This is a genomic window from Pandoraea apista (genome assembly GCF_001465595.2).
Taxonomy (GTDB): Bacteria; Pseudomonadota; Gammaproteobacteria; order Burkholderiales; family Burkholderiaceae; genus Pandoraea; species Pandoraea apista.
This window is the reverse complement of the sequence record NZ_CP013481.2, coordinates 3,655,627-3,678,117: the sequence shown is the minus strand read 5'-3', so window position 1 is coordinate 3,678,117 and position 22,491 is coordinate 3,655,627. Positions and strand designations below refer to the sequence as shown.

At 62.0% G+C, this 22,491-nt stretch carries 17 protein-coding genes and 1 pseudogene; 11 read left to right on the top strand and 7 right to left on the bottom strand.

Annotation, left to right across the window (positions count from 1 at the left end; all coding sequences use genetic code 11):
* Positions 1–64 precede the first annotated feature (64 nt).
* The 3 genes from AT395_RS16695 to AT395_RS16685 all read left to right on the top strand — a co-directional run bounded on the left by AT395_RS16695 (position 65) and on the right by AT395_RS16685 (position 2,368).
* Positions 65–835, top strand: a complete 771-nt coding sequence (locus AT395_RS16695; protein WP_042116775.1) for a class II aldolase/adducin family protein — start codon at positions 65–67, stop codon at positions 833–835.
* A gap of 123 nt (positions 836–958) precedes the next feature.
* A complete protein-coding gene (locus AT395_RS16690; protein ID WP_042116773.1) occupies positions 959–1,153 on the top strand; it encodes a 4-oxalocrotonate tautomerase in 195 nt (64 codons plus the stop codon).
* Between the two features lie 90 nt (positions 1,154–1,243).
* On the top strand, positions 1,244–2,368 hold the full coding sequence (locus AT395_RS16685) for a threonine aldolase family protein (RefSeq protein ID WP_072632853.1): 1,125 nt from the start codon (positions 1,244–1,246) through the stop codon (positions 2,366–2,368).
* 30 nt (positions 2,369–2,398) lie between these two features.
* Here the strand turns inward: AT395_RS16685 and AT395_RS16680 are convergent, their stop codons facing one another.
* Entirely contained in the window at positions 2,399–3,694 is a 1,296-nt protein-coding gene (locus tag AT395_RS16680) for a chloride channel protein (protein ID WP_042118847.1), read from the bottom strand.
* 237 nt (positions 3,695–3,931) lie between these two features.
* Between AT395_RS16680 and AT395_RS16675 the strand changes: the two genes are divergently transcribed.
* The gene (locus tag AT395_RS16675) at positions 3,932–4,462 is read left to right on the top strand and encodes an NUDIX domain-containing protein (RefSeq protein ID WP_042116771.1); all 531 of its coding nucleotides are present in this window, start codon (positions 3,932–3,934) and stop codon (positions 4,460–4,462) included.
* Between the two features lie 109 nt (positions 4,463–4,571).
* Entirely contained in the window at positions 4,572–4,799 is a 228-nt protein-coding gene (locus AT395_RS16670) for a sulfurtransferase TusA family protein (RefSeq protein WP_010806302.1), read from the top strand.
* A 77-nt stretch (positions 4,800–4,876) separates the two neighbouring features.
* Here AT395_RS16670 and galU read toward each other — a convergent pair whose 3' ends face one another.
* Complete coding sequence (galU, locus tag AT395_RS16665; RefSeq protein ID WP_042116767.1) at positions 4,877–5,761, bottom strand: UTP--glucose-1-phosphate uridylyltransferase GalU; 885 nt, start codon at positions 5,759–5,761, stop codon at positions 4,877–4,879.
* Between the two features lie 29 nt (positions 5,762–5,790).
* A complete protein-coding gene (locus tag AT395_RS16660; protein ID WP_048629805.1) occupies positions 5,791–8,652 on the bottom strand; it encodes a valine--tRNA ligase in 2,862 nt (953 codons plus the stop codon).
* A gap of 111 nt (positions 8,653–8,763) precedes the next feature.
* Here AT395_RS16660 and AT395_RS16655 point away from each other — a divergent pair, with 111 nt between their 5' ends.
* Positions 8,764–11,085, top strand: a complete 2,322-nt coding sequence (locus AT395_RS16655) for a UvrD-helicase domain-containing protein (protein ID WP_048629804.1) — start codon at positions 8,764–8,766, stop codon at positions 11,083–11,085.
* Between the two features lie 97 nt (positions 11,086–11,182).
* On the opposite strand, the gene AT395_RS16650 is transcribed toward AT395_RS16655, so the two are convergent.
* The 3 genes from AT395_RS16650 to AT395_RS16640 all read right to left on the bottom strand — a co-directional run bounded on the left by AT395_RS16650 (position 11,183) and on the right by AT395_RS16640 (position 13,495).
* Positions 11,183–11,992, bottom strand: coding sequence for a BPSS1780 family membrane protein (locus AT395_RS16650; protein ID WP_042116762.1), 810 nt, complete (start codon positions 11,990–11,992; stop codon positions 11,183–11,185).
* 31 nt (positions 11,993–12,023) lie between these two features.
* A complete protein-coding gene (locus AT395_RS16645) occupies positions 12,024–12,995 on the bottom strand; it encodes a homoserine kinase (RefSeq protein WP_048629803.1) in 972 nt (323 codons plus the stop codon).
* A 128-nt stretch (positions 12,996–13,123) separates the two neighbouring features.
* On the bottom strand, positions 13,124–13,495 hold the full coding sequence (locus AT395_RS16640; protein WP_224787559.1) for a hypothetical protein: 372 nt from the start codon (positions 13,493–13,495) through the stop codon (positions 13,124–13,126).
* Positions 13,496–13,950: 455 nt separating this feature from the next.
* Between AT395_RS16640 and AT395_RS16635 the strand changes: the two are divergent.
* Positions 13,951–15,051 (top strand): annotated as a pseudogene (locus AT395_RS16635) (YeeE/YedE family protein); the annotation flags it as partial.
* Positions 15,052–15,156: 105 nt separating this feature from the next.
* On the opposite strand, the gene AT395_RS16630 reads toward AT395_RS16635, so the two are convergent.
* A complete protein-coding gene (locus AT395_RS16630; protein WP_042116753.1) occupies positions 15,157–15,891 on the bottom strand; it encodes an LOG family protein in 735 nt (244 codons plus the stop codon).
* Between AT395_RS16630 and polA the strand changes: the two genes are divergently transcribed.
* From polA to AT395_RS16610, 4 genes are all read left to right on the top strand, one after another.
* Positions 15,892–18,630, top strand: coding sequence for a DNA polymerase I (gene polA, locus AT395_RS16625; protein ID WP_048629802.1), 2,739 nt, complete (start codon positions 15,892–15,894; stop codon positions 18,628–18,630).
* Positions 18,631–18,837: 207 nt separating this feature from the next.
* The gene (locus AT395_RS16620) at positions 18,838–20,202 is read left to right on the top strand and encodes an NAD(P)/FAD-dependent oxidoreductase (protein WP_048629867.1); all 1,365 of its coding nucleotides are present in this window, start codon (positions 18,838–18,840) and stop codon (positions 20,200–20,202) included.
* Between the two features lie 232 nt (positions 20,203–20,434).
* On the top strand, positions 20,435–21,310 hold the full coding sequence (locus AT395_RS16615) for a dienelactone hydrolase family protein (protein WP_048629801.1): 876 nt from the start codon (positions 20,435–20,437) through the stop codon (positions 21,308–21,310).
* Between the two features lie 105 nt (positions 21,311–21,415).
* On the top strand, positions 21,416–22,420 hold the full coding sequence (locus tag AT395_RS16610; protein ID WP_231606168.1) for a ZIP family metal transporter: 1,005 nt from the start codon (positions 21,416–21,418) through the stop codon (positions 22,418–22,420).
* Positions 22,421–22,491 lie beyond the last annotated feature (71 nt).

The following is a 22,491-nucleotide window of genomic DNA, read 5'->3' as shown; positions in this document are numbered from 1 at the left end:
CCGCCGTCGCCCTTGTCACGTCAGACGTCTGCCGAACCGACACCTCCACACTCCGGGAGCCGCTATGTCTTTTACCCTGAAGGCGGGCAGAAAGGCCGCCACCGCCGTGAGCGATGCCGAGCGCCAGATGCGCGTCGATCTTGCGGCTTGTTACCGGCTCGTTGCGTTGCACGGCTGGGACGATCTCATCTACACCCATATCTCCGCCATGGTGCCCGGTGAACCGGGGCACTTTCTGATCAATCCGTTCGGCCTGACATTTGACGAAGTGACGGCATCGAATCTCGTCAAGATCACCCTGACCGGCGAGATCGTGGGCGAGAGCGAACATCCCGTGAACGTGACCGGGTTTGCCTTGCACGGCGCGGTGCACGCGGCGCGCGCCGATGCCGTGTGTGTGATGCATCTGCACAACACGGCAGGTATCGCCGTGTCGATCCAGCCGCACGGGCTGCTCCCGATCTCGCAACACGCGTTACGCTTTCATGAGCGTATCGGGTATCACGACTATGAAGGGCTGGCCTTTTCGCCATCGGAGGGCGAGCGGCTCGTGGCATCGCTCGGGGCGCATCCGGCCATGCTCTTGCGCAACCACGGCACCCTTACGACAGGCCGCACGGTCGCCGAGGCCTTCGTTCTGATGGCCACCCTGGTCAAGGCGTGCGAGATTCAGTTGCAGGCGTTGGCGGGCGGCGTCGCGCCGCATCTGCCCAGTGTGGCTGTGCAGGACAAGACCGCCGTTCAACTGGAAGATGGCGGCGCCATCGAAGGGGCGCTGGAGTGGCCTGCACTGCTGCGCAAACTGGATAGAATAGACGCCTCGTTTCGCGATTGAGCGGCACGCTGACGTGAGGTCAGGCGCGTAGCGGGCACAGGGCAAGCATGACGGCGTTGCCTGAGAAGCGGACGTGGCGGCAATGCCGCCCGTCTGGAAAACCATATAAGGAGAGAGACTGCAATGCCAACGTTTCACGTCGAAATGTTCGAGGGGCGCACAATCGAGCAAAAGCGCGCATTCGTCAAAGCGGTTACCGAAGCTGCGGTGAAGACGATCGGTTGCAAGGCGGAGTCGGTGGACATCATCATTACCGACGTCAAGCCGGAGAACTGGGCGACCGCAGGAGCGCTTTGGTCCGATCCGCGTCCCGAGTAAAACCGTGTGAACCGGTGGCCGCCGCGGGGGCCGCCGGTAGGTCTGAAGTGGGGATTCTCATGGCGTTCCCACCGTATCGATGAGGTTGTTATGTCGCAAGTCCCGTCCGTATCGAGTCTTCACACGGCTGCCCAAGCCCTCCTTGGCAGCGAACCGGCGCAAACGCCGCAAACGCCGCAACACTTCGCATCGGATAATTACGCCGGGATTTGCCCAGAGGCGCTGCATTATCTGATCGAGGCAAATGCCAGCGGTCACGAGGTTGCCTACGGCGACGATACGTGGACGCAGCGCGTGTGCGACGGTATTCGTCAGTTGTTCGACACGGACTGCGAGGTGTTCTTTGTCTTCAACGGCACGGCGGCCAATTCGTTGGCACTGGCCTCGTTGTCGCAGTCGTATCACTCCGTCATTTGCCACGAACTGGCGCATGTCGAGACCGACGAGTGCGGCGGTCCGGAATTTTTCTCCAACGGCGCGAAGCTGCTGACTGCGCGCGGACGCGAGAACAACGGCAAGCTCACGCCGGATGCCATCGAGTCGGTCATCAACCGGCGCTCGGACATCCACTTCCCGAAACCCAAGGTCGTTACGCTCACGCAGGCAACCGAGGTCGGTACCGTCTACACAGTCGATGAAATCAAGGCGATCGCGGCGGCGGCCAAGCGGCGCAATCTGCGCGTGCATATGGACGGCGCTCGCTTCGCCAATGCGGTAGCAACGCTGGGCTGTCATCCGGGCGACGTGACCTGGCGGGCGGGCGTGGACGTGCTCTGCTTCGGTGGCACGAAGAATGGTTTGCCGGTCGGCGAGGCCGTGGTGTTCTTCAACCGCGCGCTGGCGGAAGATTTCGCTTATCGGGTCAAACAGGCTGGACAGTTGGCGTCGAAGATGCGTTTCATTTCCGCGCCGTGGCTTGGCATGCTGGAACATGACACGTGGCTGCGCAACGCGCGCCACGCCAATGCAATGGCGCAATTGCTCGCTCAGCGTATTCGCGATGTGCCGGGCGTGTCGATCATGTTCGAGACGCAAGCCAACGCGGTCTTCGCGGAACTGCCGCTGCATGTGATCGAAGCGCTGCGCGCCAGGGGCTGGCGCTTCTACACGTTCATCGGTGCCGGCGGTTGCCGTTTCATGTGCGCGTGGGATACCCGCCCGGAGACGGTCGAACGTCTGGCCGCAGATATCCGGGCACTGAGCGCAAACGCCTGAGCGATGCCTGCGCGCGGCCCGGCGGTGCGGTTATGCCTGTCGCGGCGAGGGCGCTTTAGGGGTAAGGAATCGATGTGCCAGCGTGTGATAGAACGATGGCGCAATCGCTTTCGAGACCTGCGTCGAGAGCAGGGCAACGGCCATGAGCGGAATGACCATCTGATGCCCGTCGATCATCTCCATGACGATCACGAACGACGTGATCGGCGATTGCGTGACCGCCGCCAGATACCCGACCATACATAACGCGGCCATGGCCGGCAGCGGTACCGCTGACGTGATGTGCGTCATCACATTGCCGAGCCCGGCGCCAATGGCGAGCGATGGCGCAAAGATGCCGCCCGGAATCCCCGACAGGTACGACACGCACAGCGCGGCGAACTTCAGCATGGCGTAGAGCGGTGAGAGCGCCAGATGCGACTCGAGCAGACCGCGCGCCTCTGCATATCCACTGCCAAAGGTCGTGCCTCCCGAGGCCACGCCGATCACCGCGATGGCTAGTCCGCACAGAAACGCGAAGCGCACCGGATACGTTTGGCGAAGGCTCACGAGCGGCGCGGGCATCCAGCGCGGCACGTTGAGCATCAGCCAGCCGAACAGGCCGCCCGCAACACCGGAGAGCAGGCTGGCGGCGATGAGCACGGGGATCAGCGCCCAGTGGAACTCGGTGAGCGCCTTGATTTGCCCGAAGTACAGATAATTGCCTTGCAGGCCGAGCGCCACGACACCAGAGAAGATGATGGCGGTGATGAGCGTGCCGCTGTTCCGGGCAACGAAACTGCGGCTCAATTCCTCGATGGCGAACACCACGCCCGCGAGCGGTGTGTTGAACGCGGCCGCCAGACCGGCGGCTGCGCCTGCCAGCGCCAGTTGGCGCTCAATGTGCACGCTGCTGCGGCGGTAGCCGCGCCGCATGGCGTACATGAGCGACGCGCCGATCTGTACGGTTGGCCCTTCGCGGCCAATGGTGAAGCCGCAAAGAATGCCCAGAAACGAGATCGCGATCTTGCCGAACATGATCCGCAGCGAGAGCAGCGACTTCGACAGCCGAGAGTCTTGCAGCGTGGCGATGACCTGCGGAATGCCACTACCTTCTGAACCCCGGAAAAACTTCTGCGTCAGCCAGATTGCCAGGGCGGCGCCCAGTGGTGTGACGATCAGCGGCAGCCACGCGCCGTGCGAGAGCATGCGCTGGAACAGCTCGAAGCCGAAGTCGATCAGTTTCGCATAGGCCACCGAGACCAGCCCCACAAGTACGGCACCGAGCCAGAACACGCCGTAGTTGTGCCACAGGCGGCGTGAGCGGTTGACTCCCCGTTTGGCCAGACGTGTCGATAACGAAGGCGACGCAGGCGAGGGTGTCGGCGAAGGCGGCGAGGGAGGCGATGCGGACTCGGTGTTTGGCGGGATAGCTGACACGGGGTCGTGTGTGAAGAGAGGAGAAGGTCGGTCGATTATACGCCGCAGTCCTCATGGGGTTGGTCCGCAGACGTCTCGGAATCTTCCGAATGTGCATCGCGTCATGAGTTCATTTAAGATATTCGGATTCGCGGAAGAACCCTCATGAACGAACTCATTTTCTGTCCCCGCTGTGCTTCGCGGCTCGACTCGCGCGAAGTCGCCGGGCGTATTCGGCGCGCTTGTCCGGATGCCGTTTGCGGTTTTGTCCACTGGGACAATCCGTTGCCGGTGGTGGCCGGCCTCGTGGAGTATCGCGGTCAGATCCTGCTGGCGCGCAATGCTGCGTGGACCGAGGGCATGTTCGCGCTCATCACCGGTTTTCTGGAGCGCGACGAAACGCCCGAAGACGGCGTGCGGCGCGAAATCAAGGAAGAGACCAACCTGGAAACCGACGCGATTTCGCTGCTCGGCGTCTACGAATTCATGCGCAAGAACGAGTTGATCATCGCCTATCACGCGGTCTGCGATGGTGATATTCGTCTCTCGGAAGAGCTTGCGGAGTTCCGTCTGGTGCCGCCGGAACGGGTGCGCCCCTGGCGTGCAGGCACCGGACATGCGGTGGCCGAGTGGCTGCGCAGACGCAATCTACCGGTCGAATACGTGGATTCTGCAAGGCTGTCGATAGCGGGCTGACGGCCCGCAGGCGGTTTGCTGCGGCGACTACGGTAGAATCGCGGTTTGCAGGGTGAACCCGGCACAAGATTCGAACAAGACTGACAGGACTGACGAGAGGGACATGAGCATGGAATTTCAGAAAGAAGTCGACGCGAGCGGCCTGAACTGCCCGCTGCCGATCTTGCGCGCCAAGAAGGCGCTTGCCGAAATGCAGAGCGGCGAAGTGCTGCACATCATCGCCACCGATCCTGGTTCGGCGCGCGACTTCAGCGCATTTGCCAAGCAGACCGGCAATGAACTCATCGAGTCGCGCGAAGAAGGCAAGACGTTCCATTTCCTGATGCGCCGCCGCTGATCGCACAGCGCTGCGGGCACAAAAAAGCCGACGGACACGCCGTCGGCTTTTTCTTTGGGGGCTTCAGTACCCGGCGCTTACACCAGATCGCCGTGCGTCTCGCGCAGGTACTCGCGGAAGGCGTCCTTCAGCTCCGGGTGGCGCAGTGCGAACTCCACCGTCGCCTTCAGGTAGCCGAGCTTGCTGCCGCAATCGAAGCGCTTGCCCTTGTAGCGATACGCCAGGACAACCTCGTCCTGCATCAGCTTCTGGATCGCATCCGTCAACTGGATCTCGCCACCGGAACCCGGATCGATCTCGCGGATGCAATCGAAAATGCGCGGACGCAGTACGTAACGGCCGACGACCCCCAGATTCGACGGTGCATTTTCCGGCGCAGGTTTCTCGACGATATTCGTCAGCTTGACGATATCCTTCTCGCCCCACTCGTTCCCCGCAACGATCCCGTACGAGCGGCTTTGCTCGATCGGGATCTCTTCCACGCCGATGAGCGAGTTGTGATACTGGTTGTACAAATCGACCATCTGCTTGAGCACCGGCGGCTCGCCGTCGAGCAAGTCGTCGGCGAGGATCACCGCGAACGGCTCATCGCCCACCAGCTTTTCGGCGCACAGCACGGCATGTCCCAGCCCCAGCGCCTTGGGCTGACGCACATAGAAACAATCGATGTGCGGCGGCTTGATCGAATGCACGACGTCGAGCAACGCCTGCTTGTTCTTGGCTTCGAGTTCGGCTTCGAGCTCGAAAGCCGTGTCGAAGTGATCTTCGATGGCGCGCTTGTTGCGGCCCGTCACGAAGATCATCTCCGTAATGCCGGCGGCCGCCGCCTCTTCCACCGCGTACTGAATCAACGGCTTGTCGACGACGGGCAGCATTTCTTTCGGGCTGGCCTTGGTCGCCGGGAGGAATCGAGTGCCGAGGCCTGCAACGGGGAACACGGCTTTGGTCACAACGGTTTTCATTGGTATCTCCCTGGTGGATGTCGAGCGTCTCAGGCTGGCAGGCGGGCCAACTGGGCCTGCAACTTACCGAGAACGGCTTCAAAGTCGACCAATCGTTGCTTCTCGAGTTCCACGACATTGGCGGGCGCGCGGGCCACGAAGCTCTCGTTGGAGAGCTTGCCATGGCACTTTGCGATCTCGCCTTCGAGACGTTTGACTTCTTTGCCGAGGCGCTCGCGCTCCGCGGCAACATCGATTTCAACCTTCAACGCCAGCTTGTTCGCGCCCACCACGGCGAGCGGTGCGCCGGCTGCCTGCGCGTCGAGCGTGGCTTCGTCGGCCAGCACCTGAACCTCGGAGAGCTTGGCCAGCGTTTGCAGATACGGCGCGATCGATGTGAGGAATTCCACATCGCCTGCGACCAGCAACGGTACACGTTGCGCCGGCGACAGGTTCATTTCGCCGCGCAGGTTACGGCACGCATCGACGGCAGCTTTCAACTGCTGCATCCAGGCTTCGTCGCCTTCGTCGATCTTGCTCATGTCCGCCACCGGGTACGGCTGCACCATGATACTGGCTTCGCCCGCCGCCTTGTCCGCCGGGTAACGACCGGCCAACGGCGCCACTTTTTGCCACAGGGCTTCGGTGATGAAGGGAATGATCGGGTGAGCCAGACGCAGCACCGTTTCCAGCACGCGCAGCAGCGTGCGGCGCGTGGCGCGCTGTTGCGCCGGCGTGCCGTTCTGGATCTGCCACTTCGCCAGTTCGACATACCAGTCGCAGTACTCGTCCCACACGAACTTGTAGATCGCGCTGGCAATGTTGTCGAAGCGATAGTCGGCAAAGCCCTTCGCAACGTCGGCTTCCACACGCTGCAACAGCGACACGATCCAGCGGTCGGCGCGCGAGAAGTCGAGTTGACCGTCGGGGCCGCAATCGCCCACGCACGGCGCCATGCCGCAGTCCTGGCCTTCGCAGTTCATCAGCACGAAGCGCGTGGCGTTCCACAGCTTGTTGCAGAAGTTGCGATAGCCTTCGCAGCGTGCGAGGTCGAAGTTGATGTTTCGGCCGAGCGTGGCCATCGACGCAAACGTAAAGCGCAGCGCATCGGTGCCGAACGGTGCAATGCCGTCGGGGAATTCCTTGCGAGTCTTCTTCTCGATGCTCGCCGCCTGCTTCGGGTTCATCAGGCCGGTCGTGCGCTTGGCGAGGAGGGTGTCGAGCGACACACCGTCGACGATGTCGATCGGATCGAGCGTGTTGCCCTTGGACTTGGACATCTTCTGGCCTTCTGCGTCGCGAACGAGACCGTGAACGTACACGGTCTTGAACGGCACCTTGCCGGTGAAGTGCGTGGTCATCATGACCATGCGCGCCACCCAGAAGAAGATGATGTCGAAGCCGGTCACGAGTACCGACGACGGCAGGAAATGTTTCAGTTCCGGCGTCTCTTGCGGCCAGCCCAGCGACGAGAACGGCACCAGTGCCGACGAGAACCACGTGTCGAGCACGTCTTCATCGCGCTTGAGCGCACCGGTGAAGCCGTTTGCGCGGGCCTTCCCGGTCGCTTCCTCTTCCGTACGGGCGACGTACACGTTGCCCGCGTCGTCGTACCACGCGGGAATCTGGTGGCCCCACCACAACTGACGCGAGATACACCAGTCCTGAATGTTCTCGAGCCACTGGTTGTAAGTCGTCGTCCAGTTCTCCGGCACGAACTTGATTTCACCGCTGCGCACCACGTCGAGCGCAGTCTCGGTGATCGACTTGCCCGGATGGAACGTGCCTTCCGGCGCGGGCTTGCTCATTGCAACGAACCACTGGTCGGTCAGCATCGGTTCGATGACCGTGCCCGTGCGGTCGCTGCGCGGCACCATCAGCTTGTGCGGCTTGACGGATTCGAGCAGACCCTGCGCGTCGAGGTCGGCCACGATCTGCTTGCGTGCGTCGAAGCGATCCAGCCCGCGATACTTTTCCGGGGCGTTGTCGTTGATTTTCGCGTCGAGCGTGAGAATGCTGATTTGCGGCAGGTTGTGACGCTGGCCCACGGCGTAGTCGTTGAAATCGTGCGCCGGCGTGACTTTCACCACACCCGTGCCGAATTCAAGATCGACGTAATCGTCGGCGATGATCGGAATTTCTCGATCCGACAGCGGCAGCTTGGCCATCTGGCCAATCAGGTGCTTGTAGCGCTCATCTTCCGGATGAACCATCAGCGCCACGTCGCCGAGCATCGTTTCCGGACGCGTGGTGGCAACCGTGAGCGAGCCCGAACCGTTGGCCAGCGGATAGCGGATATGCCACAGCGAGCCTTCTTCCTCTTCGCTGACGACTTCCAGGTCGGACACGGCGGTGAGCAGGGTCGATTCCCAGTTCACGAGGCGCTTGCCACGATAGATCAGTCCCTGCTCGTACAGCGTGACGAACACGTCGCGCACGGCCCGCGACATCTTTTCGTCCATCGTGAAGTACTCGCGGCTCCAGTCGATGGAGGCGCCCAGACGGCGCACCTGACGCGTGATCGTGCTGCCCGACTGTTCCTTCCATTCCCAGACACGCTCGACGAACTTCTCGCGGCCGAGGTCGTGGCGCGAGACCTTCTGGGCGTCGAGCTGACGCTCGACGACGATCTGCGTGGCGATGCCCGCATGGTCCGTGCCCGGCACCCAGAGGGTGTTGGCGCCTTTCATGCGGTGATAGCGGGTGAGGCCATCCATGATCGTCTGGTTGAACGCGTGCCCCATGTGCAGCGTGCCGGTAACGTTCGGCGGCGGCAACTGGATGCTGAAATCTTCACGGGCGTCGTCGAAAGTGGGCCGGGCATAGCCGCGGCGTTCCCATTCGGGGCCCCAGTGGGCTTCGACGTCCTGCGGCTCGAAGCTCTTGGCAAGCGTATTGTCGCTGTCGCTCATGGATTGGATGGACCGTGTAATGCGTGAAACCCTGAATTATAAAAGATTCGGTGCCGTTTCCGCGCCGCAGCAGGATTTATAATCGGGGTTCACTCGAAATTCCCTCCCGACATGCCCGATCTGTTAGCCAATCTGAACCCCGAACAACTGGCCGCCGTGACGCTCCCGGACGAGCCAGCCCTTATTCTCGCGGGCGCAGGATCCGGCAAGACGCGCGTGCTGACCACCCGTATCGCCTGGCTGATCCAGCAGGGCCACGTGGGTCCGGCCGGTATTCTGGCGGTGACCTTTACCAACAAGGCGGCCAAGGAGATGCAGGCGCGTCTGGGCGCCATGCTGCCGATCAGCACCCGCGCCATGTGGATCGGCACCTTCCACGGCCTGTGCAACCGGATGCTGCGTGCGCATTTCCGCGACGCCGGACTGCCACAGAGCTTTCAGATCCTCGATCAGGCCGATCAGCTCTCCGCCATCAAGCGAATGATGAAGGCGGCGAATGTCGACGATGAGAAGTATCCGCCGAAAAACCTGCAATATTTCATCAATAACGCGAAGGAACAGGGGCTGCGCCCGCACGAGGTCGAGGCCAACGACGCCTTCAACCAGAAGTTCGTCGAGCTGTACACCGCCTATCAGGAACAGTGTCAGCGCGAGGGTGTGGTCGATTTTGCCGAACTGCTGCTGCGCTGTTTCGAACTGCTCAAGCATAACGAGCCCCTGCGCGTGCACTACCAGTCGCGCTTCCGCCACATTCTCGTCGACGAGTTTCAGGATACGAACAAACTCCAGTACGCCTGGCTCAAGATGCTAGCGGGATCGAACGCCGCAGTGTTTGCCGTGGGTGATGACGATCAGAGCATCTACGCGTTTCGTGGTGCCAACGTCGGCAATATGGCTGACTTCGAGCGCGAATTCCGCGTTCGTCACATGATCAAGCTGGAGCAGAACTACCGTTCGCACGGCAACATCCTGGATGCCGCCAACGCGTTGATTTCGAATAACGCACGGCGTCTGGGCAAGAATCTGCGCACCGATGCGGGGCATGGCGAACTGATCCGGGTCTACGAAGCCGCGACCGACTTGCAAGAGGCGAGCTGGCTCGTGGAAGAGATCAAGGCGCTTGTCGCGCAGGGTCTGTCGCGTCAGGACATCGCCATTCTGTATCGCAGCAACGCCCAGTCGCGAGTGATGGAGCACGCACTGGTGGGGGCGCGCATTGCGTATCGCGTGTACGGCGGGCTGCGCTTCTTCGAGCGCCAGGAAGTGAAGCACGCGCTGGCGTACCTGCGTCTGATCGAGAATCCGAACGACGATACGGCATTTGCCCGTGTCGTGAACTTCCCGACACGCGGGATCGGCGCACGTTCGCTTGAGCAACTGGCCGATGCGGCGCGTCTGTACAACTGCTCGATGTACGCCGCCGTGCCTTATATGACCGGCAAGGCGGGCACCAATCTGACGGGGTTCCTGCGGTTGATCGAGCAAATGCGGCAGGACACCGCCCGCCTCACGCTGCCGGAGGTCGTGACGCACGTCATCGACGCAAGCGGGTTGATTGCGCACTATCAGACCGAGAAAGAAGGTCAGGATCGCATCGAGAACTTGCAGGAACTGGTGCACGCCGCTACGGCGTTTATCGCGGAGGAGGGCTATGGGCTCGACGCGCCGGCGCGTTTGATCGCCACGCGGCCCTCGCTGCCGGGCGCCCCGGACGTGCTGGCCTCGCCCGATGGTGTGGTCGACGCCGATACCCCGGTGGAAATGACACCGCTCGCCGGTTTTCTCTCGCATGCGTCGCTCGAGGCCGGGGACAATCAGGCCGAAGCCGGGCAGGACGCCGTGCAACTGATGACGGTTCACGCGGCGAAGGGGCTGGAATTTACCGCGGTCTTCGTCACGGGGCTGGAAGAAGGGCTGTTCCCCCACGAAAACAGCGCGCTCGAACTCGACGGTCTCGAAGAAGAGCGCCGGTTGATGTATGTGGCGATCACGCGAGCGAAGGAGCGGCTGTATCTCTCGTTCACCCAAAGCCGAATGCTGCACGGCCAGACGCGCTACAACGTGCGTTCGCGCTTCTTCGAGGAAATTCCGGAGGAGGTGCTGAAGTTCCTGACGCCGCGTGCGCAGCCGGGCGCGCGTCTGGGACAAGCTGAGCCGGCATGGGGGCGCGATTGGTTTTCGCGTCCGCAGGTGGGGGCGACGAAGCAGGACGAATGGGTGGCAACCAAGTCGGAGCAGGCCCTTGCCGACCGTTCGCGCGCTTCGGAGACCGGCTTCAAGCTCGGGCAGGGAGTGTTCCACACCAAGTTCGGTGAGGGCAAGATTATCGGGCTTGAGGGGACGGGCGTAGAAGCGCGCGCGCACGTGAAATTCGGCCGCCATGGTGAAAAGTGGCTCGCGCTGGCTGTCGCCAAGCTCCAGCCAATCGAGTAACGCCGCCGTCGTCAGCCATAAAAAAGGGCACCCTCGGGTGCCCTTTTTTTCGCCTGCTTTCCCGGATGTTCCTCTTGTCCGGTGGCAGTGTTGGCGCTTACGCCTCCGGCGGCGCGACGTTCGGATCGATAGCGCCGATTTCCTGCACGCCGAAGCAGCCGCGATAGCTCGCATAGAACGAGCAGTACAACACGGCCGTAAACAGGATCGAGTACGGCATGAGTACGAGCATGGCGTATTGATGGATGCCCATTGCAGCCATCGTGAGTGCCACGATCAGCGGCAGTACCGTGGCCACCACTGCTGTGCAAACCCCATAGACGAAGAAGGCGCGCAAATTGCGCACGCAGGCCGTCCAACTGAAAAAGAGCGCCTTGATGGGGGGGACATCGTGCCAGGCCACAAGCACCGGCGCGAACCAGAAGATCATCGCGACCGGCACATACGCCACGGCTGCTGCGAGCATGGCTTGCCCCATCGAGCCGTTCATGAGCGATTCTTCGCTGATGCGGCCGCCGAAGATCATCTTGTTGAGCAGGTCGCCGCCATCGAAGAGCGCCGAGAACAGGAACACCACGGCCATTGCCACTATGTAATAGCCGCCAAGGATCAGCAGCCGGCGCGACACTTCCTTGCCGTGACCGCGAAAGCCGTCGAGCAGCACGTTCGGCAAGACCTGCTTGCCTTTGATGATGTCGCGGCAGGCGGCCATGAAGCCGACCGACAGGCCGGGAATGAACAGCAGCGGCAGGAACGCGCCCACGACCGGCAGGATCGACAGCAGCATCACGCCAAACAAGTAGGCGAAGAGCAGCGTCAGAATGGCGAGCGGATTCTTGCGGAACAGCCAGATACCCTGGCGCAGCCACACATAACCACTCTTCGGCGGGACTTCAAGCAATTGCATAGGGTTCGAATGACTCCGATGGGACGTCAGGTTACAGCCAGGGAATGGAAACGGCTTCGATGCGCTCGCGCAGGATTCGTTCGAAATGCCCCGGATCGTGCGGCTTGAGCATTTCGGCCGCCCGCGGCAAATGGAAATCATACAGGCGCGACACCCAGAAGCGCAGCGCCCCCGCCCGGAGCATATCGCGCCAGTGAGCCGCTTCGATATTCGTGAGCGGGCGCACCGTCTCGTAGGCGCGCAGCATGGCACGCACGCGAGCCTCGTCCAGCACGCCGGTCGACAGGTCGCAGCACCAGTCGTTGACCGTTACCGCCAGATCGAACAGCCACTTGTCGCAACCCGCAAAGTAGAAATCGAAGAATCCGCCCAGGCGAGGCGAGCCGTCTTCGGCCTTGTCGAACAAAACATTGTCTCGGAACAGGTCGCAATGGCACGGCCCTGCCTGCATCGCGCGATAGTCGCTCGACGCGAAAAACGCCTCCTGATGCGCCATCTCGCTTTGCAACAACGCGCGTTCTGCGTTGCTTAGGAACGGCATGACTTCGGGCGCCGCTTCGCGCCACCACGGCAGGCTGCGCAGGTTGGCCTGCTCAAGCGTGAAATCGCGCCCGGCCAGATGCATGCGCGCGAGCATGGCGCCCACGTGCGTGCAGTGCTCGGGCGTGGGCGCCAGTTCAGAGCGGCCCGCTAGCTTCGTGACGATGGTTGCGGGCTTGCCGTTCAGTTCGCTCAGAATCTCGCCGGCGCGATCGGGAATCGGGTCGGGTACCGGCACGCCGTGATGCGCGAGGTGTCCCATCAACTGGAGATAGAACGGCAACTGCGTTGCCGTGAGCTTCTCGAACAGCGTCAGCACGAACTCGCCGCGCTCGGTCGTCAGGAAGTAGTTGGTGTTTTCAATGCCGGAGCTGATGCCCCGGAAATCGAGAACTTTCCCCAAATCGTAGCGTTGCAGCCATTGCTGAAGCTGCTCGGGCGAGACGGAAGTGAAAACGGCCATGCTTGCGTTAAGTGGAGGTGTCTCAGACAAACGGCCCGTGCACGTGCAGCGGGCCGCTGATTCGAGACATACAGGAAGCTGGCGCGCCGCCAGGCGGTGCGCGCGGGTGAGTCAGATTACCAGAGACGTCAGAACTTCAGGCCGACGGACGGCAAGCGGTCGTTTTGCGACGTGTTGTCGCGCGCGCGTGGCGAGTTGTCCGGCGGCGTGGTCAACTGATAGTTCGTGCCGAAACGGGAATGAACATCCACTTCCGTAGGCTTGCCGCGATCCCGGTACTCGGTCACGGTCGTGCCCTGGTCGTTGACGTAATAGCTCGGCTTGCGTTCCTGATTGACATCTACCGACGAACTGCTGGTGGCGGCGGCGCGGGCATCGGCCTCGCGTTTGGCGGCTTGCGCGGCGGTTTCCTTGCCATCCTGGGCAAATGCATGGCCGGCGAGCAACAGGCCGGCACCGAACAACAGGGGCAGGGCATGGGAAAGGCGCGTTTTCATCATTATTCTCCGAAGGCGGGAACGCATCCGCGACGTGTGAGCCAAGCCGGACCGGCGCAGCGGGTTCCAATATGTCCATTCTATCAAACGTCCCCCGCTTCGCATCGTGAAATCGCGTTGAATGCCCGTGGTTCCTTGCGCCCGGGGTGGCGATGGGTTCCGGGCGGCTGCTTCAGCGCGAGGGGGAAGGGGGGCTGGCCGGTCGCAAACGCTTGATCGCCATTCCCTATATTCCTCTGGGTAATAAGAAAATCACGAAACAGTTGTTTTCCTTGCTGCCTCGTTCTGGCATTTTCTAACGTTGTCTTAATGGGTGGCCGAGCGCCACCCATCTGCATTCTGGAGTCCGCAAGTCATATGTCTTCTTCTGCCGCTTCGGCCGCCGTCAAAACGGCCCCGCCTTCGCCTTCCTCATATAACGCCCGGCCGCTTGCCGTCGCCCTGGTGCTGATGGCCCGAAGCAAGCCGCGTTGGCCGGTGTCGGGGCACTCCTCGGCGTGGCCCTTTATCACGCGGCGTTCGGGTTCACTTCGGCGTGGCGCGTGTTCATCGCCGATCGTCGCGGTGCGGGGTTGCGCGCGCAAATGGTCATGCTCGCGGTCGGGGTCGCGCTGTTCTTCCCCGCGCTGGCCGACGGGACGCTGTTCGGTAACAAAGTCGTGGGCCTCGTCTCGCCGGTTGGCGTGTCGGTGGCGTTCGGGGCGTTCATTTTCGGTATCGGGATGCAACTCGGCGGCGGATGCGCGTCGGGCACGCTCTACACCGTGGGGGGCGGCAGCACGCGCATGATCGTGACGCTGGCCGCGTTCATCGTCGGCTCTGTGGTCGCCACAGCGCATCTGCCCTGGTGGGAGACGCTGCCGCATATCAAGCCGGTGTCGCTGGTCAAGGTGTGGGGGCTGTGGCCCGCACTCATCGCTAACCTCGTGCTGTTCGCCGCGATCGGCGCCTTTACGTTGTGGGCGGAAAAACGTCGCCATGGCCGGGTCGTCGGCGTGCCGATGACGCGCAGCGCGAAGGGCGCTCCCGCCTTGCTGCGAGGTCCGTGGCCGTTGCTTTGGGGCGCGTTGGCGCTCGTGCTGCTCAACTACGCGACGCTGGCACTGGCCGGCCGTCCGTGGGGCGTGACGTCGGCGTTCGCCCTCTGGGGCGCCAAGGCCTTCATGGCGCTTGGCGTTGACGTGGCCTCATGGCCCTACTGGGCAAAGCAGGCCAACGTGCTGAACGCTCCGGTCACGCAGGACGTCACGACGGTGATGGACATCGGCATCATTCTTGGAGCCCTTGCTGCGGCTTCCATCGCTGGCAAGTTCGCTCCCGTGTGGAAGATTCCGGTGCGCTCGCTGATCGCGGCCGTGGTAGGCGGGCTTCTGCTCGGTTACGGGGCTCGCCTGGCGTACGGCTGTAATATCGGTGCGTATTTCAGCGGCATCATTTCCGGCAGCCTGCATGGTTGGCTGTGGCTGGCGGCAGCGTTCTTCGGCAACGTGCTCGGCACGCGTCTGCGCCCGCTGTTCGGTCTGGAAGTGGAAACCACGCCGCGCGAAACCGGCTGCTGATCGACGAAGCGACTGAACCTCGCGACAGATTCAGCGTCTGTCCCAAAAAAACGGCGCCCGCAATCACATGCGGCGCCGTTTTTTCATGGATGAAGCGGACAGCGATTACAGGTAGAACATCTTCTCGCTGGTCTCCGTCTCGGGCTCGATGTGGCCGTCGTAGAAGGCGAACACGGCCTTGAGGATTTCGTCTGGATCGTCGATGACCTGCACCAGATCGAGATCCTTCTCGCCGATCAGTCCCATTGGCAACATTGTCGTGCGCACCCAGTCGAGCAACCCCTTCCAGAATTCCGTACCCACGAGAATCACGGGCACGTGGCGCGACTTCTGCGTCTGGATAAGGGTCAGGACTTCGGACAGTTCATCGAGTGTGCCGAAGCCGCCGGGCATGATCACGAAGGCGTCCGAGTTCTTCACAAACGTGACTTTGCGCGTGAAGAAATGGCGGAAGCGCAGCGAAATGTCCTGGTACTGATTGCCCTTCTGTTCGTGCGGCAATTCGATGTTCAGGCCAACGGTGGGGGAGGCGCCGCCATGCGCGCCCTTGTTGGCCGCTTCCATGATGCCGGGGCCGCCGCCGGAGATCACCGCAAACCCGTTGTCGGAGAATTTGCGGGCGATGGTCATCGTCAGTTTGTAGAACGGCGATTTCGGCTTGATACGCGCGCTGCCATAGATGCTCACGGCCGGCCGGATCTCCGACAGGTACTCGGTCGCCTCGATGAACTCTGCCATAATCGTGAACATCTGCCACGATGCGCGCGCCTTTTTTGCGGTGGCGCGTTCATGGTCTGCCAACATGCGCAGACTCGGTATCTCTTTTCTTCTCTTGGTCATATGTCGGAACAGCAAAGTCTGGAAGGTAAGACGCTCTTATTGGTCGATGGTTCGAGTTATCTTTATCGAGCCTATCACGCCCTGCCGGATTTGCGCGGCCCCAATGGCGAACCCACGGGGGCGCTGCACGGCATCGTCAATATGCTGCGCCGCATGCGTAAAGACGTACATGCAGAGTATAGCGCCTGCGTTTTCGACGCCAAGGGCAAGACCTTTCGCGACGATTGGTACCCCGAATACAAGGCGAATCGTCCGTCGATGCCGGAAGATCTGCGCGCACAGATCGAACCGATTCACGAAGCCGTGCGCGCCATGGGCTGGCCGCTGCTGATGATCGACGGCGTAGAAGCCGACGACGTGATCGGCACGCTGGCGAAGCAGGCGGCCGAGCGTGGCATGCGCGTGGTGGTCTCTACGGGCGATAAGGATCTGGCGCAACTCGTGAACGATCGCGTCACGCTGGTGAACACCATGACCAACGAGACGCTCGATGCCGATGCCGTCACCGCGAAGTTCGGTGTGCCGCCCGAGCGCATCGTCGACTACCTCACGCTCGTGGGCGACACGGTCGATAACGTGCCGGGCGTGGACAAGTGCGGACCGAAAACGGCCGTCAAGTGGCTCACGCAATATGGCGATCTCGATAACCTCGTTGCCAATGCGGCGGAAGTGAAAGGCGCGGTCGGCGAGAACCTGCGCCGCGCGCTCGACTGGCTACCGATGGGACGAAAGCTCGTGACGGTCGCGCTCGATTGCGATCTCGCGCCGCAGGTCACCTCCATCGAAGCAAGCTTGCAGACACAACCCGAGGATGTCGAGACGTTGCGCGATTTCTTCGCGCGTCACGGCTTCAAGACCCTGTTGCGCGAAGCAGAGACGGCCGTTGCCGCGAAGGTCGGCGAGGAAGCGCCGGCGCCGGTAGCCGACACAATCGAGCGCCAGTACGAAGCGGTGCTGACCTGGGAGCAGTTCGACGCGTGGCTGAAAATCATCGAGGCCGCCGACCTGACGGCATTCGATACCGAGACCACGTCGCTCGATGCGATGCAGGCACAACTGGTTGGCTTGTCGTTCTCGTGCGAACCGGGGCGTGCTGCCTATATCCCGGTGGCACACCGTGCGCCGGGCGAGGTCGAGCAATTGCCGCGCGACGAAGTGCTCGCACGCTTGAAGCATTGGCTCGAGAGCCCGGATCACAAGAAGGTCGGTCAGAATCTGAAATACGACTCGCATGTGCTCGAGAATTACGGCATCTCGTTGGGCGGCATTGCCCACGACACGCTGCTTCAGTCGTACGTGGTTGAATCGCATCGCAGCCATGACATGGACAGTCTGGCGTTGCGTCACCTCGGCGTGACGACGATCAAATATGAAGACGTATGCGGCAAGGGCGCCAAGCAGATCGGCTTCGACGAAGTCGGAATCGAGCAGGCCACGGCTTACGCCGCCGAAGATGCCGACATTACGTTGCGCCTGCACCGCGCGCTTTATCCCGATGTGGCGCGCGAAGCCACGCTGGAATTTGTCTACAGCAGTATTGAAATGCCGACGGCGCGGGTGCTTCAGCGTATGGAGCGTAACGGCGTGCTCGTCGATACCGCTCGCCTCGCCGCGCAAAGCGACGAGATCGGCCATAAGCTGATCGCGCTTGAAACGGAAGCCTACGCATTGGCCGGCCAGCAATTCAATTTGAATTCTCCCAAGCAGATCGGCGATATCTTCTTTACGCAGTTGCAACTGCCGGTCGTCAAGAAGACCGCCAGCGGCGCGCCGTCGACCGACGAGGAAGTGCTTCAGAAGCTCGCGGAAGACTATCCGTTGCCGAAGGTGTTGCTCGACTACCGTGGCCTCGCCAAGCTCAAGTCGACCTATACCGACAAGCTGCCGAAGATGGTCAATCCGTCGACCGGCCGTGTGCATACGAACTACGCACAGGCGGTTGCGATCACCGGGCGTCTGGCGTCGAACGATCCGAATTTGCAGAACATTCCGGTGCGCACGGCCGAGGGGCGTCGCATTCGTGAAGCGTTTATCGCACCGCCGGGCAGCCAACTGGTGTCGGCCGACTATTCGCAGATCGAGTTGCGCATCATGGCGCATATCTCGGGCGACGAAAGCCTGCTGCGTGCATTTGCCAATGGCGAAGACATCCACCGGGCAACGGCAGCGGAGATCTTTGCCGTCACGCCGCTGGAAGTCTCTTCAGAGCAGCGTCGTTATGCCAAGGTCATCAACTTCGGTCTGATCTACGGCATGAGTGCGTTCGGGCTGGCCGCAAACCTCGGGATCGAGCGCGACGCCGCGAAGCAGTACATCGACCGCTACTTCATGCGTTACCCTGGCGTGGCCCGCTACATGGACGAGACGCGCAAGAGCGCCAAGGCGCGGGGTTTCGTCGAAACGGTATTCGGCCGCCGGTTGTGGTTGCCGGATATCAACGGTGGCAACGGTCCGCGTCGTCAGGCGGCCGAGCGCGCCGCCATCAACGCGCCGATGCAGGGTACCGCCGCCGATCTCATCAAGCTCTCGATGGTTGCCGTGCAGCGCTGGCTGGACGATAGCGGCTTGCAGACGCGTCAGATCATGCAGGTGCACGATGAACTGGTGCTGGAAGTGCCCGATCACGAACTGGCCGAGGTTCGCAAGCGCCTGCCGGAATTGATGTGCGGCGTGGCGAAGTTGCGTGTGCCGCTGATCGCCGAAGTCGGTGTTGGCGAGAATTGGGAGCAGGCGCACTGACACGCTCGACTGGGTTGACGCCTAAAGTGCGTGCGCGGACAGGGCGCGACACGGCTTGATCGCAGCGACAATCGGGGACGCCAATAACGGGAATAGGGATGCGGGCATACCCGAAGGCCGCACTCTGCGGTAAGGTGATCGCTATCGCCGGGCTGGCAGTTGCCGACCGGCCGGACGGTTTTCCAAGCACGGGGAGTTATCGTGAGTGTGCATCGCATTGTTGTGGTCGGCGGCGGCGCCGGCGGTCTGGAGCTTGTCACCCGGTTGGGCGACAAGTACGGGCGTGGCAAGGACGTTCAGGTGACGTTGGTCGATCGTTCGCTGTCGCACATCTGGAAACCGCTGCTGCATGAGGTGGCCGCCGGTGTCATGGACACCGCAACGCACCAGCTTTCCTACGTTGCGCAGGCCAACTGGCACCACTTCGAGTTCGCCGCGGGCGAGATGATCGGCCTGGATCGCGCGGCCAGGACGATCCGGCTGGCGGCGGTGCCGGCGGCGGCTGATGAGGGCGAGGGCGATCTGCTGCCCGAGCGCACCTTGCCGTACGACACGCTCGTGCTCGCTATGGGCAGCACCACCAACTTCTTCGGTGTGCCCGGGGCGCAGGAAAACACCATTGCACTGGACACGGTCGAGCAGGCCGAGCGTTTCCGCCGCCGTCTGATGGCGGCCTGCGTGCGTGCGCAAAATGAGGCCGAGGCTCCGGCAGGGCGGAATGCCGCTCCGAGCGATGGCGTGCAGGGCGGCGCGCTCGTGCCGGCGTCGGGGCGGCGCAAGGTCAATCTGGTCATTGTGGGGGCGGGTGCAACGGGCGTGGAACTGTCGGCGGAGCTGCGCAATACGGCGGAAGTTCTCCGCTCTTACGGTCTGAAGCTTGATCCGCGCAAGGACGTAGGCATCACCATCATCGAATCGAGTCCGCGCATTCTGAAGGCGCTGCCGGAGCGGGTGTCAGGCGCGGTTGCAGGATTGCTCGGCAAGCTCGACGTCGACATTCTGTGCGGCGATTCGGTCGCCGAGGTGCGCAAGAACGAAGTGACGACGACCAGTGGAAAAGTGCTGCCTGCCGACATCACGGTCTGGTCGGCGGGAATCACGGCCCCGCCGGTGCTGGGTACGCTGGGACTCGCCGTCAATCGTCTGAATCAGATCGAAGTATTGCCGACACTGCAAAGCAAGACCGACCCGGATATCTTCGCTTTTGGCGACTGCGCGAGCTGCGAGTGGCCGGAACACGGGTTCGTGCCGCCGCGTGCGCAAGCGGCACATCAGCAGGCAAGTTTTCTGGTCAAGGCTATCGATGCACGGCTCAAGGGCCAAAGCCTGCCGGCCTTCACGTATCGCGATTTCGGGTCGCTCGTCTCGCTCGGCAGATTCAGTGCCGTGGGTAACCTGATGGGCGGTTTGATCGGCGGCAGCATGTTCATCGAAGGGCTCTTCGCGAGAGTGATGTACACGTCGCTCTATCGCATGCACGTGGCGGCGCTGCATGGTGTCTGGCGCATGATGCTCGATACCGTTGCCAACCGTCTGCGACGCTCTACCGTGCCGCGCGTCAAATTGCATTGAGACGTTCGACGCCAGGGGGCAAGCGTGCCGCCCCTGCCGTCGGAATGCCTGTTCCTGCCGGACGGTCGCGGTTTCGGATTGATCCGACCGCGAGCGCGCCGGTGTCTGAGTGCAAGTCCCTCCCCTCTCTAGTAATATCCGAACGTCTGGCTTCGGACCGACGGTTCGTTACTCTTTCCGTTGGCAGTCTTCCCGGCAATTCTTCCACTGACTCTTTTCTCTGGAGTGCGATATGTCGCAAGCGGATCTGGATAGTCTCGTGCCCGAAGTGGCGCCGCGCAATCGACGTGATTTTCTGAAGACCGCGGTGGGCTCGGCGTTCGCGCTGGCCGTGCTGCCGGTGGCGGCCGAAACTATTACTACCGATACGCAGGGGCTCGATGCGGGCGAAGTTATGCTCGACGTGCCGGGCATCAAGATGCCGGTCTATTACGCGAAGCCTGCGGGCAAGACACATTTGCCGACCGTGATTGTGGTCTCGGAGATCTTTGGCGTGCATCAGCATATTGCCGACATCTGCCGTCGCTTCGCCAAACTCGGGTATTTTGCGCTGGCGCCGGAACTGTTCGCCCGGGCGGGCGATCCGCAGTCGCTGGGAACGATTGCCGAAATTCAATCGCAGATCGTCTCAAAGACGCCGGACAAGCAGGTGATGAGCGACATCGATGCGACGGTTAAATGGGCGACGGCCCATGGCGGTGACGAGAAGCGTCTGGGGATCACCGGTTTTTGCTGGGGCGGGCGTGTGGCGTGGCTGTACGACGCACACAATCCAAATGTAAAGGCCGCTGTCGCCTGGTACGGGCGAATCGTCGGCGACAAGAGTGCCAACTTCCCGCAGAACCCGATCGATATTGCGGGTCAACTGCACGGGCCGCTGCTGGGTCTGTACGGTGGCAAAGACACGGGCATTCCGGTGGCGAGCGTCGAACAGGCGCGCGAGGCGCTGGCCAAAGGCAATGCGGCGTCGAAGGGCTCGGAACTGAAAGTGTTTCCGAATTCTGGACACGCCTTCTTTGCGGACTACCGGGCGAGCTATGTCGAGGCCGACGCGAAGGAGGGCTGGACGCTGGCGTTGGATTGGTTCCGTAAGCACGGCGTGATTTGAGTTGCCGATGCCCCGAGCGAGCCGGCAAATGGGGGCAAGCGCGCGGGGCAGGGACATCGGAAGTGCCGAAGACGTTGAACGTATCGAGTGTATCGGACGTATGGAATGCGCCCTGCACACCAGATACGTTGGGTGTTATTGCCTTTTGCGGGCGGTCGGTTTGCCTGTAACGGTAAAAGCTGGTTAAATCGCCGGCTTGCCTGCAGGAGAATCACCATCGACGCCATCTTCATATTCATCGTTATCGCCACGCTGGCTTCCGGCGCGCTGAGCCTTGCCGGGGCGGCGTCGCTGTCGCTCGGCCTGCTATCGAGGCTGATCGACAAGATGGTGAGTTTCTCGGCGGGCGTGCTGCTCGGCACGGCGCTGTTACATTTGCTGCCGGAGAGTCTGGAGGCGCACGTCGACGCCCATGTCATCACGCGTTGGCTGCTGGGCGGGTTGCTTGGGTTCTTCCTGCTGGAGAAGCTGGCGCTCTTGCGCCACAGTCACCATCACGAGGGCGATGGACATCACCATGAGCATGGGCACGATGCCCATGAGGCAGGCAAGGGCGGCTGGATGATTCTGGTCGGTAGTGCGATTCACAACTTTGCCGACGGCGTTGTAATTGCTGCGGCGTTTCTCACCGATCCGCGCCTCGGGGTGGCGGCAACGGTGTCGATCACGGTTCACGAAGTCGCGCACAAGCTCGGCGACTTCATGGTGTTACTCAACGCGGGCTTCAAGCGTCGCAAAGCGTTGGTGCTGACGTTGGCGTCGAGCCTGACGGCGTTGGCCGGTGGCGTGCTCGGCTACTTCATGCTCGACCGTTTGCAGAGCCTGATTCCGTACCTGTTGGCGCTGGCGGCGAGCAGCTTCATCTATATCGCCGTGTCGGACCTGATGCCACAGATGCAGCGTCGGACCTCGCCGCGCGACGCGCTGCCGCAGATTCTGCTGATTGCCGTCGGACTGACGCTGGTCGTGTGGCTCAACGGACACGATCATGATCACGACCACGGACATGACCACGACGACGGCGGCAACGCGCTCGCAATGTCTATGACGACTCAGACACCAGCCGTTGACGGTAGCGGCGATGTGGCGACCGGCAAGTTGCCGCATTGATGGGGTTACACGGTTCTCGACGCTGGGTGTTGAGTCGTGAATCCATAAAGAAGGGCGTCCCTTGAGACGCC

Coding starts and splice junctions, on each gene's coding strand:
- AT395_RS16695 (WP_042116775.1), top strand. CDS start 65: ATGTCTTTTACCCTGAAGGCGGGCAGAAAGGCCGCCACCGCCGTGAGC.
- AT395_RS16690 (WP_042116773.1), top strand. CDS start 959: ATGCCAACGTTTCACGTCGAAATGTTCGAGGGGCGCACAATCGAGCAA.
- AT395_RS16685 (WP_072632853.1), top strand. CDS start 1,244: ATGTCGCAAGTCCCGTCCGTATCGAGTCTTCACACGGCTGCCCAAGCC.
- AT395_RS16675 (WP_042116771.1), top strand. CDS start 3,932: ATGAACGAACTCATTTTCTGTCCCCGCTGTGCTTCGCGGCTCGACTCG.
- AT395_RS16670 (WP_010806302.1), top strand. CDS start 4,572: ATGGAATTTCAGAAAGAAGTCGACGCGAGCGGCCTGAACTGCCCGCTG.
- galU (WP_042116767.1), bottom strand. CDS start 5,761: ATGAAAACCGTTGTGACCAAAGCCGTGTTCCCCGTTGCAGGCCTCGGC.
- AT395_RS16660 (WP_048629805.1), bottom strand. CDS start 8,652: ATGAGCGACAGCGACAATACGCTTGCCAAGAGCTTCGAGCCGCAGGAC.
- AT395_RS16655 (WP_048629804.1), top strand. CDS start 8,764: ATGCCCGATCTGTTAGCCAATCTGAACCCCGAACAACTGGCCGCCGTG.
- AT395_RS16650 (WP_042116762.1), bottom strand. CDS start 11,992: ATGCAATTGCTTGAAGTCCCGCCGAAGAGTGGTTATGTGTGGCTGCGC.
- AT395_RS16645 (WP_048629803.1), bottom strand. CDS start 12,995: ATGGCCGTTTTCACTTCCGTCTCGCCCGAGCAGCTTCAGCAATGGCTG.
- AT395_RS16640 (WP_224787559.1), bottom strand. CDS start 13,495: ATGATGAAAACGCGCCTTTCCCATGCCCTGCCCCTGTTGTTCGGTGCC.
- AT395_RS16630 (WP_042116753.1), bottom strand. CDS start 15,891: ATGACCAAGAGAAGAAAAGAGATACCGAGTCTGCGCATGTTGGCAGAC.
- polA (WP_048629802.1), top strand. CDS start 15,892: ATGTCGGAACAGCAAAGTCTGGAAGGTAAGACGCTCTTATTGGTCGAT.
- AT395_RS16615 (WP_048629801.1), top strand. CDS start 20,435: ATGTCGCAAGCGGATCTGGATAGTCTCGTGCCCGAAGTGGCGCCGCGC.
- AT395_RS16610 (WP_231606168.1), top strand. CDS start 21,416: ATGCGCCCTGCACACCAGATACGTTGGGTGTTATTGCCTTTTGCGGGC.